Origin of the sequence: Streptomyces sp. NPDC051677, from assembly GCF_044453465.1 — a bacterium.
Lineage (GTDB): Bacteria > Actinomycetota > Actinomycetes > Streptomycetales > Streptomycetaceae > Streptomyces.
Genome location: NZ_JBITCT010000039.1, coordinates 100535 through 112966, shown reverse-complemented (window position 1 = coordinate 112966; position 12432 = coordinate 100535). Strand labels below are relative to the sequence as shown.

15 protein-coding genes and 1 pseudogene are annotated in these 12432 nt (G+C 71.1%); 7 read left to right on the top strand and 9 right to left on the bottom strand.

Annotated elements, in window-relative coordinates; genetic code table 11:
- The first annotated feature begins 420 nt into the window (after positions 1 to 420).
- Entirely contained in the window at positions 421 to 957 is a 537-nt protein-coding gene (locus ACIBAF_RS35600) for a GNAT family N-acetyltransferase (RefSeq protein WP_399468458.1), read from the top strand.
- Positions 958 to 1594: 637 nt separating this feature from the next.
- Here ACIBAF_RS35600 and ACIBAF_RS35595 read toward each other — a convergent pair.
- Complete coding sequence (locus ACIBAF_RS35595; RefSeq protein WP_399468456.1) at positions 1595 to 2197, bottom strand: DUF1269 domain-containing protein; 603 nt, start codon at positions 2195 to 2197, stop codon at positions 1595 to 1597.
- Positions 2198 to 2371: 174 nt separating this feature from the next.
- Between ACIBAF_RS35595 and ACIBAF_RS35590 the strand changes: the two genes are divergently transcribed.
- Complete coding sequence (locus ACIBAF_RS35590) at positions 2372 to 2956, top strand: TetR/AcrR family transcriptional regulator (protein WP_399468454.1); 585 nt, start codon at positions 2372 to 2374, stop codon at positions 2954 to 2956.
- 493 nt (positions 2957 to 3449) lie between these two features.
- On the opposite strand, the gene ACIBAF_RS35585 is transcribed toward ACIBAF_RS35590, so the two are convergent.
- Positions 3450 to 3923 (bottom strand): hypothetical protein, encoded by a 474-nt coding sequence (locus ACIBAF_RS35585; protein ID WP_399468452.1) that lies wholly within the window; start codon positions 3921 to 3923, stop codon positions 3450 to 3452.
- Positions 3924 to 4078: 155 nt separating this feature from the next.
- Here ACIBAF_RS35585 and ACIBAF_RS35580 point away from each other — a divergent pair, with 155 nt between their 5' ends.
- A complete protein-coding gene (locus ACIBAF_RS35580; protein ID WP_399468450.1) occupies positions 4079 to 4717 on the top strand; it encodes a TetR/AcrR family transcriptional regulator in 639 nt (212 codons plus the stop codon).
- On the opposite strand, the pseudogene ACIBAF_RS35575 reads toward ACIBAF_RS35580, so the two are convergent.
- The 4 genes and pseudogenes from ACIBAF_RS35575 to ACIBAF_RS35560 all read right to left on the bottom strand — a co-directional run.
- Positions 4702 to 4878 (bottom strand): annotated as a pseudogene (locus tag ACIBAF_RS35575) (PIN domain-containing protein); the annotation flags it as partial. The gene ACIBAF_RS35580 and the pseudogene ACIBAF_RS35575 overlap by 16 nt on opposite strands.
- 25 nt (positions 4879 to 4903) lie before the next feature.
- A complete protein-coding gene (locus ACIBAF_RS35570; RefSeq protein WP_399468448.1) occupies positions 4904 to 5248 on the bottom strand; it encodes an ArsR/SmtB family transcription factor in 345 nt (114 codons plus the stop codon).
- Positions 5245 to 5703 (bottom strand): SRPBCC domain-containing protein, encoded by a 459-nt coding sequence (locus tag ACIBAF_RS35565; RefSeq protein ID WP_399468446.1) that lies wholly within the window; start codon positions 5701 to 5703, stop codon positions 5245 to 5247. Before ACIBAF_RS35565 ends, ACIBAF_RS35570 begins: the two co-directional genes overlap by 4 nt.
- Positions 5704 to 6039: 336 nt before the next feature.
- Positions 6040 to 6918 (bottom strand): helix-turn-helix transcriptional regulator, encoded by an 879-nt coding sequence (locus ACIBAF_RS35560; RefSeq protein WP_399468444.1) that lies wholly within the window; start codon positions 6916 to 6918, stop codon positions 6040 to 6042.
- A 102-nt stretch (positions 6919 to 7020) separates the two neighbouring features.
- On the opposite strand from ACIBAF_RS35560, the gene ACIBAF_RS35555 reads away from it, so the two are divergent.
- The 3 genes from ACIBAF_RS35555 to ACIBAF_RS35545 all read left to right on the top strand — a co-directional run bounded on the left by ACIBAF_RS35555 (position 7021) and on the right by ACIBAF_RS35545 (position 8996).
- On the top strand, positions 7021 to 7716 hold the full coding sequence (locus ACIBAF_RS35555; RefSeq protein ID WP_399468443.1) for an SDR family NAD(P)-dependent oxidoreductase: 696 nt from the start codon (positions 7021 to 7023) through the stop codon (positions 7714 to 7716).
- A gap of 220 nt (positions 7717 to 7936) precedes the next feature.
- Positions 7937 to 8542: a TIGR03086 family metal-binding protein gene (locus ACIBAF_RS35550; RefSeq protein WP_399468441.1), complete on the top strand. Its 606-nt coding sequence runs from the start codon at positions 7937 to 7939 to the stop codon at positions 8540 to 8542.
- Positions 8543 to 8582: 40 nt separating this feature from the next.
- Complete coding sequence (locus ACIBAF_RS35545; protein ID WP_399468468.1) at positions 8583 to 8996, top strand: PIN domain nuclease; 414 nt, start codon at positions 8583 to 8585, stop codon at positions 8994 to 8996.
- 269 nt (positions 8997 to 9265) lie between these two features.
- Here the strand turns inward: ACIBAF_RS35545 and ACIBAF_RS35540 are convergent, their stop codons facing one another.
- From ACIBAF_RS35540 to ACIBAF_RS35530, 3 genes are all read right to left on the bottom strand, one after another.
- Positions 9266 to 9586 carry a transcriptional regulator gene (locus ACIBAF_RS35540; RefSeq protein WP_399468439.1) on the bottom strand — a complete coding sequence of 107 codons (321 nt, stop codon included), beginning with the start codon at positions 9584 to 9586 and terminating at the stop codon, positions 9266 to 9268.
- Positions 9583 to 10074 carry a hypothetical protein gene (locus ACIBAF_RS35535; RefSeq protein WP_399468437.1) on the bottom strand — a complete coding sequence of 164 codons (492 nt, stop codon included), beginning with the start codon at positions 10072 to 10074 and terminating at the stop codon, positions 9583 to 9585. The genes ACIBAF_RS35540 and ACIBAF_RS35535 overlap by 4 nt, the downstream gene beginning before the upstream one ends.
- Before the next feature lie 112 nt (positions 10075 to 10186).
- Complete coding sequence (locus tag ACIBAF_RS35530; protein WP_399468435.1) at positions 10187 to 11047, bottom strand: winged helix-turn-helix transcriptional regulator; 861 nt, start codon at positions 11045 to 11047, stop codon at positions 10187 to 10189.
- A 93-nt stretch (positions 11048 to 11140) separates the two neighbouring features.
- Here ACIBAF_RS35530 and eno point away from each other — a divergent pair, with 93 nt between their 5' ends.
- Complete coding sequence (gene eno, locus ACIBAF_RS35525; RefSeq protein ID WP_399468433.1) at positions 11141 to 12424, top strand: phosphopyruvate hydratase; 1284 nt, start codon at positions 11141 to 11143, stop codon at positions 12422 to 12424.
- The last annotated feature ends 8 nt before the right edge of the window (positions 12425 to 12432 follow it).

Below are 12432 nucleotides of genomic sequence, written 5' to 3'. Positions count from 1 at the left end.
AGCGAGTACTTTCTGGGGGCGGCCATGGTCGATGTTCCTCTCATGAGAACCATCTGACCCTCTGTCAACACACTCCGCATCTCGGGGGAACCTCACGCACACATACAGCAGCCGGAACAGGCTTTTCTTGAAAGGGTCCGCTGGGACGCCGCCCTGCCGAGGTCGTGGCCTGCTGAGGAAAGCCGGCAATCTTAGCCGCCTACGGGCGTGACCTGGGCCCGCACCACAACCGCACCACAACCGCACCAGATCCAGCGGGAGACAGCGGGGAGCCACGGTGAAAGCAGACCAGCCCGTAGAGGCCGCGGCCCAGCCGTTCGCCCAGCTCAGCGCTCCAACCGGAGAGGCGGAAGCGTGGGGGCCCTGGGTAGCCTGAGCCGCGCCGCGCGCTTCCACTCCCACCGTCGATCGGACGCCCTCATGCTCAGTCAGCCCATCACCGAGGGGGCCGAGCTCCGCGCCCTCGAACCCTGGCGGGCGAAGGAGTTCCACGAGTTCGTCGTGCGCTCCGGCCCTCATCTCTCTCCCTGGATGCCCTGGGCGACGGACATCGACGATGTGGCCAAGGCCGAACGCTGGCTGCAGGGCTACGCCGACGACCAGGCCCGGGACGGCAGGCGGGTCCACGGCATCTGGCTCCACGGCCTGCTCGTGGGAGGAGCCGGGTTCGCCACCTTCGACGCCCGGAACGGAACCTGCTCGTTGGGCGCGTGGCTCGCACCGGAGGCGCGGGGCCGCGGGCTGGTGACACGGGCCGCCCGCCTCATGATCGAATGGGCGCTCGGCACCCGAGGCATGTCCCGGGTCGAATGGTCGGCGGCAACCGGAAACATACGCAGCATCGCAGTGGCGAAACGACTCGGCATGGAGCGCGAGGGGGTACTGCGCTCGGCCTTGGCGCTGGACGGCGTCCGACACGATGTGGAGGTCTGGTCGCTCGTCGCCGACCGGATGTGACAGGGCGGCAGCGGTCGCCGATCATGACCGGCGCGAGCGTGCGCACCTCCCGTTCGAGGAGAGCCTTCCCCTCCCTACGAGGTGGCCCAGGAGGGCCTACGAGGTGGTCCAGGAGGGGCACCTACGAGGTGGTCCAGGAGGGGCTCGGCGACTCGGTCGAGAGGTGCCGCCGACTGGTCACGGAGGTCTCCGCGCCGCGGACCGGTCAGGTCGTAGCGCCGCGGACCGGTCAGGTCTTCGCGCCGCGGACCGGTCAGGTCTTCGCGCCGCGGACCGGTCAGGTCTTCGCGCCGCGGACCGGTCAGGTCTTCGCGCCGCGGACCGGTCAGGTCTTCGCGCCGGCGGCGATGACGTCGAGCGGCTCGGCGATCTCCTGGCGGTCGGTCGGGTTCCGCCGCCGGCCCCGGGGAGCTTCCCGTCCTCAGGGAAGCGGTGCGCACCACCGGCGCGAGGCACGGACACGGGACTGAGCCGCAGGTGCGCAGCGCCGAGGCGGCCTCGGTCGCCGGTCGCCGGTCGCCGGTCGGGGAATTCCTTCTCCCGTGGGGCAAAAGCGGTGAGGGCGGGCCGAAGTGGCCCGCCCTCACCTTGCGGGACAGGGGGGATAGCTGCCCCGCGTCTGCGGTGCCGGCCCCGGCTACACGGCGGTCTTCTGCTTCAGCCTCGCCACGCGGTCCTCGAACTTCTTCGCCACCTGGGCGCGCTTGTGCTCACGCTTGCCCTTCGCCTCCTCCTTGCGGATCCGCTCGGCGGCCTCCTCCATGGCCTTCAGCTCGGCTCGTACGTCGTCGGCCGGGCAGCGCTCCAGGACCGCGTCGTACCGCATGGCCAGAAGGTCCAGGGCCTCGGTGTCGCTCTCCCTGACCTCGGCCAGGAGGGCCGTTCCGCCAGGGGGGACGTGCTGGACGAAGGCGCCGACGGCGGTGGTGGTCTCTTCGGCCCGCTTGTAGTCGCGGCCTCCGCCGATCAGCGCGCCGACGCCCCAGCCCATCAGGACGCCGAGGGGTCCGCCGAGGATGCCGACCAGCGAGCCGACCAGCCCGCCGACCGCCGTGTTGCGCCCCTCCTCGGTGTCCATTCCCTCCGGGACACGCACCGCGCCGTCCTCGAGACGCTCGATCAGAACGGCGGCACGGACCTCCGTCGTGGCGGGGCTGAGGTACTTCAGGTCACTGAGCGCCTGGTAGGCGGCTGCACGATCGGCGAAACGCAGGGTGACGGCGTTCTCGTTCACGGACATGAGCTCCCCTTCTGTCGGCGGACCCGCAACGGGCCCAGGTCTGAGGGTGGACGGCCACGGCGCCGGCTTTCGGCGGGACTTCCACCCCCTTCTGTGAGACAGTATGTATCGAACAGAGGTTGTGAGTCAACACGTCTCACAAGTTGCCGAGCATGACGAGAATGAGGTGTTCCGATGCCCCGGACCAACGACGACCCCCGGGCCCTGCGCAGCCGCGCCGCCGCCCTGGCCGCCGCCACCGAACTCCTCGTCGAAGGCGGCCCCGAGAACGTCACCCACGCCAACGTCGCCCGACGAGCCGGAATCGGCCGCGCCACCGTCTACCGGCACTGGCCCGACCAGCAGACCCTCCTCATCGGCGCACTCGCCAACGACATCCGCCCTCTGCTCGCCTTCGACGACAGCCCCGTCCGCGACCAGCTGACGACCCAGGCGGAACAGATGGCCCATCGGCTCAACCAGCCGAACTCCGTGTCGGTCCTCGCCACGATCATCCAGCGGGCCGAGCGGGACGAGGACGCACGGCGCATCCGCGAGGAAATCTTCGGCCAGGCCGACGAGGGCTTCGCCCGCGCACTGGCTGCCGCAGTCGAACGCGGTGAACTCCGCCCCGGCGCCCAGGAGCATGCCACGGATCTCATCGCCCGCATCATCGGACCGCTGCTCTTCCAGCGCTTCCTGCTCGGCGTACACCTTGAGAAGGACTGGGTGGTCAGCCTGGTCGACGCCGCGCTCGCGCCCTGGCTGCCGAACGCGTGACCGTCCGACGCGGTCCGACGCAGTCCGGCGCGGTCCGACGCGGTCCGACGCAGTCCGGCGCCGCCGGCCGGACGGCGGTCGGACGGCGGTCGGACGGCGGTCGACAGCAGCCGGACGGCGGTCGGCAGCGGCCGGCAGCGGCCGGCCCCCGTCCCGCTCGGCGAGCGGCAGCCGGCCGGTCTCGCCGAACCGCGCCGTTCGGCGTCGTGTGGCGTGGCCGTCGGTGCGTTCGTACCGCGCCTCCCGCGCAGAGCCGTCGCGGGTCACCCACGACCACGTCGGCTGCACGTTCGCGGCGGCCACGGTGACGCGCACGGCACTCGCGACCACCCGTGCCGCGCGGAGTACGCCCGGGTGGTCGACCAAGACCCGGAAGGCGAGTGAGCGTCGAGGGCACCCACCGGGTGAAAGCGGTGAGGGTGAGCCTGCATCAGGCCCACCCTCACCCCACGAGGCAGGGGGAGCTGCCCCGCCTCTGTGGCGCCCGCCTCCGCTACGCGGCGCTCATCTGCCTCAGCGCCGCGACGCCGTCCGAGAACTCTCCCGGGGCTTCGGCGCGCTCGCCGTCGCGCCAATCCGTCGCTTCTTCCTTCGCGGTGCAGCCGGCGGCCCCTTCCACCGCGTGTGACCCACCGCGTGCGGAGTCGTCCGGGAGGCGCCTCAGGACTGCGCCGTACCACAGCGCCAGCATGTCCAGGGTGTCGGTGCCGGTTTCCCTGACCTCGGCGAGGATGACCGCGCCGTCAGCCGGGGTGTGCGTGATGCGGGCGTCGTCCGCCGCGTTCCGCTCCGCCACACGGTCCACTCCCTCGGTGACGCGCACCGCGCCGTCCTCCAGGCGCTCGATCAGTACGGCGCCAAGGACCTCGGCGTTGACGGCACTGAGGTGCCTCAGACCGCCCAGCGCCTGGTAGGCGGCGGCACGGTCGGTGAAGCGAAGAGCGATGACGTTCTCGTTCATGGGCATGAGCCGTCTCCTCGGGGCCTGCGGCAGACCCACGGCGGACCTGCGACTGACGGTGCTCGATCGGCGAGGCGTCTGCCCCGCCAATTGTGAGACAGTATGTATCGGAGGCGGGTGCGAGTCAAACCGTCTCACAGATTTCAGGAAGAGGTGTTCCGATGCCCCGGACCAACGACGACCCCCGCGCCCTCCGCAGCCGCGCCGCCGCCCTGGCCGCCGCCACCGAACTCCTCGTCGAGGGCGGCCCCGAGAACGTCACCCACGCCAACGTCGCCCGACGAGCCGGAATCGGCCGCGCCACCGTCTACCGGCACTGGCCCGACCAGCAGACCCTCCTCGTCGACGCGCTCTCGGACGGCGTCCGCCCCCTGTTCGCCTTCGACGACAGCCCCGTCCGCGACCAGCTGACGACCCAGCTCCAACGGCAGACCGACTGGTTCAACCAACCGGCCTCCGCGGCCGTCATGGCCACCGTCGTCGAACGAGCCGAGCGCGACGAGAACGCACGGCGCATCCGCGAGGACATGTTCGGCCGCGTCGGCCGACACTTCACGGACGCGCTCAGCGCCGCCGTCCGACGCGGCGAACTCCGCACCGGCGTCGAGGCGCACGCCAGGCAACTCATGGCCCACATCGTCGGACCCTTGTTCTTCCGACGCTCCATGCTCGGCGAACGGATCGAGAAGGACACCGTGGCGGGCGAGGTCGACAACGCACTCGCCCCGTGGCTGCCGAAGGCGCGACAGACCAGAGGGGCCGGCGGGCCCGGCCCGGCGTCGATCAGGTCGGATGCATGACGAGCGATAGCGCGGTAGTCGGCATCGTCGTGGAGGACAACCAGGCCATGGTGAGCAGCAGTGGCGGCGATGATGAGATCCACCGCCGAGGCGCTGCGATGCTCCCCAGCCTGGGCCATCCGGTGTTGCACCGCACTGATCCAGTGCCCCGCACTGCGAGGGGTCTTTGAGGCGGCACTGCGGGGGTCAGGGCCCGGTGGCCCCCTCCGCCAGGTCCTTGATCGCGTTGAGGCGGTGTTCCCACTGGGTGGCGAGGGTGTCCATCCACCGGGTTGTCCGCCTCAGCGGCTCCAGGTCGGCTTCGTAGCGGACCTCGCGTCCAGCCCGGTGAGCGCGTACCAGTCCGGCGCGGTCGAGGACGGCCAGGTGTTTGGCCACCGCCTGGCGGGTGATGGGGAGGCTCGCCGCCAGGGACGTGGAGGTCGCGCCGCCTTCGCGGGCAAGGACGGCCAGGACTTCTCGGCGGATCGGGTCGGCCAGGGCCGCCAGGACGTCATCGGGGGCCTGTTCGCCCTCGGCGGTGGGGGTCATGCCGTGGCCTGTTCGCAGTCCGCGCGCAGTTGGTCGAGCTTGTCGGGCCAGTTCTGGCTGTTGGCGCGGTGCCGGTCGGCGGCCTCGTCGGCGGCCAGTCCGAGGTGCGCGAAGCCGCTCTCGACCATGGTGAGCCGGGTGCCTCCCGTGGAGTCGTCTTCGGTCAACGTGAACTCGACCAGAGTGGCGTTGGAGTCGTCCGGCTCCTCACCTGCGGCGCCTTGGGACCACCGCCAGGACAGGACGCGCGGCGGCTCGACTGTCTGGATCCGGGCGGGAATGACGCCGTGGATGCCGTGGTCGAAGACCAGGAGACCGCCCGGACGCAGGTCGATCTTGACCGGCTCTCCATTGCCGAACCAGTGGCCGAGGAAAGCGGGCTCGCTCAGCACGGACCAGACGCGTTCCCTGGAGGCATTGATCAGGATGGCGCGTTCGATCGTGTCGGGGATCATTGCAACCTCATCTCATCCGGATGCGCTACCCAAAGGTTGCACATCCGGGACCCCATGCGCAACCAATCGGTTGCGCATGGGGTAAGCGGCCGCCTGGGGGAGTCGAGAGCGCGAGTTCGGTTCTCGTCACCCGCTCCATGGGGAAGGCCCGGGTCAGAGACCGAGCCCGTTTTGCTGTTGGCCGCATCGCCGAGACGAGCTGCCGACAGACCGTCGCCCGGCAGTCTCACGTGGCGTGGGACATGCCTACCGGGGTCGTCGCAGATGGACGTCGAAGACGTACTCGCTGCCTACGTAACGCGTCTCGGTGCTCTCGATGCGGGCGCCGTTGCGTCGTCACGGCGTGGAGAACAGGCCTGGCCCCGGAGGTGCGGAGCCGTCGGCGCTGACGCCGCCCGTGACCCGTAGGAACTCCAGCTTCTCCGCGTCGGTGGAACCCGCGGCCACCGTGTAGACGACGAGTCGGATGTCGCAGCCCGGGACGGTGAGCACGTCGCAGTCGCAGGTCACCTCACCCACCTGGGGGTGTACGACGGTCTTGCGGGCCGAGACGTGCGGGCCGACCGTGCCCTCGTCCCACAGTCGGGCGAACTCCGCGCTGGCGGAACGCAGTTCCTCGACGAGGTCGGTCAGGCCGCGGTCGCGGGGGTAGTCGACGAGAGCTGTGCGCAGGTCGGCGATGAGGGCGGGTTTCAGGGCGTTGTCGTCCTGGAGCACGGGCCAGGAGGCGAGCCGGCTGGGCCCTGTGGCGAAGACCGCCCGTGCCAGGTTGCGCTCGTCGTGTGTCCGTGCGCTGGGGTCGCCCATCAGCACTGACCATGCGGGGGTCCAGGACAGCAAGGTCCAGTCGGCGCTGAACACGCCCACGGGGAACTCCCCGAGGCGGGCCAGCATCCGCTGGACCCCGGCCGGGACATGCGTGGAGACCGTTCCCTCCTGGGGAGGCAGGAGGCCGGCCAGCCGGTAGGCGTGATCGCGCTCCGTGGGCTGCAGTTGCAGTGCTCTGGTCAGGCTCGCGACGACCTGCGCCGAAGGGCTGGTGGCGCGGCCCTGTTCCAGGCGGACCACGTAGTCGACCGACAGCCCGGCGAGCTCGGCCAGCTCCTCGCGCCGCAGCCCCACCGCGCGTCGTCCGGGCCATGAGGTCAGTCCGACGTCGGCGGGGGAAAGGCGGTCGCGCCAGCGGTGCAGTGCCGTGCCCAGGGTCTCGTCCACTCCGTCATTGTGTCCGCCGGGCCGTCGTCGTGCCTGGTACTGGCTGTCCTACCGTCGCAGGGGGCACTGGTTGTCCTCTCGTCGCGGGCCGAGAGTGGACGCATGACGACAACATTCATCACCGGAGCCAACAAGTCCCTCGGCTATGAGACCGCCCGCCGCCTGATCGAGGCCGGCCACACCGTCCTCGTCGGTGCGCGTGATCCGGAGCGCGGCCGGGCGGCCGCCGACGCGCTCGGGGCCCGCTTCGTGCAGATCGACGTGACGGACGACGCGTCGGTGGCCGCTGCCGCCGCCGACGTCGCGGCCCGCGAGGGAAGCATCGACGTCCTGATCAACAACGCCGGCGTCTTCGGGACGCACAGCCCCGCCGAGCAGATCACGGCCGCCGACGCCAGCGAGGTGTTCGAGGTCAACGTGGTGGGGATCGTCCGGGTGACGAACGCGTTCCTGCCCCTGCTGCGCAAGTCCGCGCACCCGGTCATCGTCAACGTCTCCAGCGGCATGGGGTCGTTCACGCTGACCCACGACACCGAGCGCGCCGAGGGCCGCAACCTCGCGCCGCTCTACACGGCGTCGAAGGCGGCCGTGACCATGCTGACCACGCAGTACGCGAAGTCCTGGCCGGACATGAAGGTCAACGCGGCCGACCCGGGCTACACCGCGACCGACTTCAACCGACACAGCGGCCCGCAGACCGTGACCGAGGGCACCGACGCGATCGTCGAACTCGCCACCATCGGGACGGACGGACCGACCGGAACCTTCCGTGACCGTCACGGTGCGGTCGCCTGGTGATCGACCACTGAATCCGGGACGTGCCCGGCACGCACGTGGATCCCGGAGGGGCGACCTCGGCCCAGGAACGGACGCACCCGTCACCGACGGGCCGGGGGTCCCGCTCGCGGTGTCGATGACCGGCGGAAACCGTGGGCGACGTCACGCAGTTGCTGCCCCGGCTCGGACGCATGACGACACCATTCATCACTGTCAGGGCACCACGAAAGGGAACTCTCCGATGAGCGATGGCGTGATCTCCAGCGGTTGGGACGTCCTGGACGCCTCCCACGCAGCACTGCGTACGGCGGTCCGCGCCGTCCCCGCCGACGGCTGGCGCCTGCCGACGCCCTGCGAGGGCTGGACCGTCGCCCAGGTCTTCCAGCACGCCGTCGGCGGCCAGATCGGCTACGCCGCCGGGCTGACCGGCGAACCCGGCCCCGACTTCGACCCGTTCGACCCGTCGGGCGAGATGGAGGGCGTGGACCCGGAGGCGTTCCTGGAGGACGCCCTGGCACGCGCGGCGAAGGCGTGGGCTGGGGTGGACCGGGACGCCGTCGAGGTACCCGTGCCGGTGCCGCCGCACAAGCTGTCCCCGTGGTCCGGCTCGGCGGCGTGCGGGCTGGACGCAGCGGTCCACGCCTGGGACATCGCCGTGGCGACGGGCCGGCCGTCGCCGCTCACGCCCGAGCTGGCCCGCCCCCTCCTCAAGATCGCCAGGGAGATCGTCGAGCCGCTGCGCCCCCGCGGCGCCTACGTCGCCGCCCTGGCCCCAGGGCAGGCCGACGACGACGTGGCAGTCCTCCTGCGCTACCTCGGCCGCGCACCCCACTGGAGCGCCTCTTAGGGGGCATGTCGTCTCGGGTTCCCCGAGGGCCACGGCATGGATACCACCGCACCTGATCGACACCAGCGCGCTCGCTCGCCTGCTGCGCGGCGACGCCGAGCAGTTCGGATGGGACCAAGCGGCCGCCGCCGGACTCATCGCCACCTGCCCCATCACCGAGCTGGAGTTCTTCTACAGCGCGTCGGCCGCCGACCGCGCACAAGGCATCGAGGACATGCGCCTGCTCTTCGGCCGGGTGCCGGTTGACGACCGCGCCTACGACCGCGCCCGGCGGGTCCAGGAGGTCCTCACCCAGCGCGGACAGCACCGCAGCGCCGGGGCCGTCGACCTCGTGGTGGCAGCCACTGCCGAGTTGCAGGGACTGACGCTGCTGCATCGTGACCGGGACTTCGAATGCATCGCCGCACTCACCGGCCAGGCGCTGCAGTGGTACGGCCCCGAAGCCGGCAAATGAACCAACGGCGAGTGTCGGCCGTTTCCGAGGAAGCCGCGGCACCGGCCCCGCAACGTGAAACGGGCTCCACCCAGGCTCTGTGATCGCACGACGGCGTTGCCCGACCGGAGGTCCGACCGAGCCCCGCCCAACACACTGCCCGCTTCAGCCGTCCCAGGCCGCCCGGCTGCGGCGAGGTTCACGCGGCGGACGGCCTTCGGGCTTGACGCAGCTGCGTCCAAGTCGGCACGGTCGCCGCCGCCGCGGGCCTCAGCCGGCTCCGATCGTGATCAGAGAGCCGGATCCGACGGCCCCACGATCGCCCGCAGCGCCGCAAGATGCCCCTGATATGCGTCCCGGCCTCGCCGGGTCAGCCGGAGCCATACTCGCTGCCGGGTGTCGCGGACGGCCTTGCGCTGCTCGACGTAGCCCGCGCCCATCAGCACGGTGACATGCTTGCTCAGCACGGAGGCGGAGAGGTCGAGTTGCTCTTGGACCAGGCTGAACTCCGCCTCGCCCGCAGCGTCCAGGAGGGCGCAGATGCGCAGCCGGTTCGGGGCGTGGACGGTGACGTCGAAACCCTCCAGCCGGTCGTGGTTCTCGGCGCTCACGGGGTCTTCCGGTGCAGGCGGACGAAGGCGAGGTGGAAGCCGACGGACACGGCGGCGCCGATCAGCGAGGCCGCGATCAGCCACACCGGCCGTCCCGTGACGCGGAACGCGAGCGCCGCCCCCACCAGCAGCACGGGCAGGCCGACCGCGAGCGGCACGGTCGCCCGCTTCGGCAGCACGTCGAACCGTAGCGCCACCCCGGTCGCGTTGCGCCACGCCCTCGCCGCGACGGCGAAGAGCGCCGCGTACACCGCGGTACTCGTCAGCAGGACGGCCATCCAGGCGGGGCGCGGCAGCAGCCAGTCCGAGTCGGCCATGACGCCTCCGTAGGAGATCGGGAGCGCGGCGACGTAGAGCGTGAGCGTGACGAAGAACCAGTTCGGCCACGGTGTGGCGGAGAGTGCCGCAGTGGAGGCCCGAATGTGCGCGGTGTCGGCCAGGGCGGCATGGGCCTGCTCCGGCGTCAGTGGTACCCCGTGAGTTTCCATAACGGAAAGAGTAGCGGCTGGTTTCCGGTATGGAAAGAGACGAGTTTCCGGTACGGCAAGTGACCGGCTCGGCCGCTTCGGTTCTGCCTCTCCGCCCGTGATCGTCGATGCTTCACGGGGTCCGGGCGCAGTCCGTCGCCAGGCGCAGGCTCTCCTCGACGGCGTGCGGGATGTCAGTGACGGGAAACAGGGTGTGCCGTACGGTCCGTCCGGCGTCGACGACGAGGATCAGGCGCTTGTGCCGCAGCCGGTCCGCGCCGCGGAAGGAGGGCAGCCGCAGGGCCGCGGCCAGGCGGTGGTCGGCGTCGGAGAGGAGTGGGTACGGAATCTCCTCCGCGCGGGCGAACTCCTGCTGTTCGTGGACGAGTTGGGTACTGATCCCGCGGACCTTCACGCCCGCTCGCAGAAAGTCGGGCCAAGCGTCACGGAAGAGCCGGTTCTCCAGGGTGCAGCCCGCGGCGCCCGGGATCGCGCCCCAGTCGATGCCGGTGCCGGGATAGGCGAACAGCACGGTCGCGGCGGCGTCCGGCGCGACGACGGGCTCGGGGCCCGAGACGCCGGGCAGGAGAAGATCCTCGGGAACGCGGCTGCCGGCCAGGGCGCGCACGCGGGCGTGTTCGGCGCCGTCCTCCGCGGCGGCCGCGGTGAGGCTGCCGTCGCCCAGCACCCACCGGTCGCCCCAGTCCTGCATGGCGACGAGCAGGGGCACCAGCGCGGCGCCGGCGTCGGTGAGCAGGTACTCGTGGCGCACCGGACGCCGTTGGTAGAGGCTGCGCCGCAGGACGCCGTGGGCGACGAGTCGCCCGAGACGCTCGGTGAGCACCTTGCGGGACAGACCGATCTCGGCGGCCAGCGCGTCGAAGCGGACGTGTCCGCGGGCGACTTCGCGCAGCACCAGCACGTTCCACCAGTCCCCCAGGACCAGGGCGGCCTGCGCGATGCCGCAGTTCTCGTCGGCGTTGTGCATCCTCATGCCCTCATAGTAGGTTCCCTTCCGGAACTCACTTTGTTCATACGGGGAACTTACCGCCCGCCGCCACGCGGGCCCAGCGTGAGGAGATGCGCCGTGACCGCCATCAGCCGGGTCGTCGCACGGGAGATCATCGACAGCCGGGGCAACCCCACCGTCGAGGTCGACGTAGAACTCCAGGACGGTTCGCTCGGCCGCGCCGCCGTCCCGTCGGGCGCCTCCACCGGCGCCCGCGAGGCGGTCGAACTGCGCGACGGCGACCCGACCCGCTACCACGGCAAGGGAGTCCGGCGCGCGGTCGACGCCGTGAACGAGACCATCGCGGACGCCGTGACCGGCCTCGACGCCGAGGACCAGGCGCGGGTGGACCACACGATGATCGAGCTGGACGGCACGGAGACGAAGGCCCGTCTCGGCGCCAACGCCCTGCTCGGCGTCTCCCTGGCCACCGCCAAGGCCGCGGCCGCCGCCCACCGCCTGCCGCTGTACCGGTACGTCGGCGGCGTCGACGCCCGCCTGCTCCCGGTGCCGATGATGAACATCGTCAACGGCGGCGCCCACGCCGACAACCCGCTGGACTTCCAGGAGTTCATGATCGCCCCGATCGGCGCGGGCACCTTCGCCGAGGCCGTCCGCATGGGCTCGGAGGTCTTCCACACCCTGCGCGGCACGCTCCTCGCCGCCGGCCACAACGTCAACGTCGGCGACGAGGGCGGCTTCGCACCCGAACTGCGCACCGCCGACGAGGCGTTGGACTTCGTCGTACGCGCCATCGAACAGAGCGGCTACAAGCCCGGCACCGACATCACGATCGTCATGGACCCGGCCACCTCGGAGTTCTTCCGCGGGGGCGTCTACGACTACACGGGCGAAGGCGTCCGCCGCACCCCCTCCGAACACGCCGACTACCTCACCGCGTTGGTCGACCGCTACCCCGTCGCCTCCATCGAGGACCCGATGGCCGAGGACGACCACGACGGCTGGCGCGAGCTGACCGCCCGCCTGGGCGACCGCTGCCAGCTCACCGGCGACGACGTCTTCTGCACCAACGAGACCCTGCTGCGCGCCGGCATCCGCGACGGCATCGCCAACTCCATCCTGGTCAAGGTCAACCAGATCGGCACCCTGACGGAGACGCTGGCCACGGTGGCCACCGCCCACCGCGCCGGGTACACGGTCGTCATGTCCCACCGCTCCGGCGAGACCGAGGACACCACCATCGCCGACCTCGCCGTCGCCACCGGCTGCGGCCAGATCAAGACCGGCTCCCTCTCCCGCGCCGACCGCACCGCCAAGTACAACCAACTCGTCCGGATCGAGGAGGAGTTGGGAACACAGGCGCGTTACGCCGGCAAGGAGACGCTCGGGCTGCGCCGCTGACAGTCCTG

Coding starts and splice junctions, on each gene's coding strand:
- ACIBAF_RS35590 (WP_399468454.1), top strand. CDS start 2,372: ATGCCCCGGACCAACGACGACCCCCGGGCCCTGCGCAGCCGCGCCGCC.
- ACIBAF_RS35530 (WP_399468435.1), bottom strand. CDS start 11,047: ATGAGGATGCACAACGCCGACGAGAACTGCGGCATCGCGCAGGCCGCC.
- ACIBAF_RS35555 (WP_399468443.1), top strand. CDS start 7,021: ATGACGACAACATTCATCACCGGAGCCAACAAGTCCCTCGGCTATGAG.
- ACIBAF_RS35580 (WP_399468450.1), top strand. CDS start 4,079: ATGCCCCGGACCAACGACGACCCCCGCGCCCTCCGCAGCCGCGCCGCC.
- ACIBAF_RS35565 (WP_399468446.1), bottom strand. CDS start 5,703: ATGATCCCCGACACGATCGAACGCGCCATCCTGATCAATGCCTCCAGG.
- ACIBAF_RS35570 (WP_399468448.1), bottom strand. CDS start 5,248: ATGACCCCCACCGCCGAGGGCGAACAGGCCCCCGATGACGTCCTGGCG.
- ACIBAF_RS35550 (WP_399468441.1), top strand. CDS start 7,937: ATGAGCGATGGCGTGATCTCCAGCGGTTGGGACGTCCTGGACGCCTCC.
- ACIBAF_RS35535 (WP_399468437.1), bottom strand. CDS start 10,074: ATGGAAACTCACGGGGTACCACTGACGCCGGAGCAGGCCCATGCCGCC.
- ACIBAF_RS35585 (WP_399468452.1), bottom strand. CDS start 3,923: ATGCCCATGAACGAGAACGTCATCGCTCTTCGCTTCACCGACCGTGCC.
- ACIBAF_RS35600 (WP_399468458.1), top strand. CDS start 421: ATGCTCAGTCAGCCCATCACCGAGGGGGCCGAGCTCCGCGCCCTCGAA.
- ACIBAF_RS35595 (WP_399468456.1), bottom strand. CDS start 2,197: ATGTCCGTGAACGAGAACGCCGTCACCCTGCGTTTCGCCGATCGTGCA.